At 60.5% G+C, this 655-nt stretch carries 1 pseudogene; it reads left to right on the top strand.

Annotation, left to right across the window (positions count from 1 at the left end):
- Nucleotides 1-655: pseudogene (locus tag FQ320_RS25345) on the top strand (IS5 family transposase); the annotation flags it as partial.

Genomic DNA, 655 nt, shown 5'->3' with positions numbered 1-655 from the left:
ACCTACAAGACCAGAAACTGGCCGGCCTACAATGAAGCGCTCAAGCGCCGTGGCTCGCTAACGATCCACTGCCCGGCAGTCGCTGCTTGTAGCGATGAGAGGGTGGTTTGACCCAGAGATGATCTGGGATGCTGCGCCGACCGGCAAACGCGGCCGACAGCAGACTTACAGCGATACCGCAATCCAGACATGCCTGACGATGAAGGTCCTGTTCGGTATGGCCTTGCGGCAAACGACTGGGTTCGTCGAGAGCCTATTGGGTCTGATCAGTCTCGACTGGACGGTGCCCGATTTCAGCACGCTGTCGCGCCGCCAGAAAACCCTCGCCGTGAACATTCCCTATCGCGGTTCGCAGGGGCCCCTGCACCTGCTGATCCCCTCTCGGGCATTGCTGCGCAATACCCTGACGGGCAATGGATAGCACTGGCATCAAGGTCGAAGGCGAAGGTGAGTGGAACGCACGCAAGCACGGTGGCTCTAAACGGCGCGTTTGGCGCAAGATCCACCTTGGGATCAACGAGAAAACGCTGGAGGTCCGGGCTGTCGAGATCACCGGGAGCCATATCGGCGATGCACGCATCCTGCCTGACCTGCTCAGCCAGATCCCAGCCCAAGAGGAGATCGCGAGCGTCACCGCAGACGGTGCCTATGACAC

This window comes from Oceaniovalibus sp. ACAM 378 (genome assembly GCF_008085915.1).
In the GTDB taxonomy this organism is placed as follows: Bacteria; Pseudomonadota; Alphaproteobacteria; order Rhodobacterales; family Rhodobacteraceae; genus Oceaniglobus.
The sequence above is the reverse complement of the archived record's forward strand: the minus strand, read 5'-3'. Positions and strand labels throughout refer to the sequence as shown.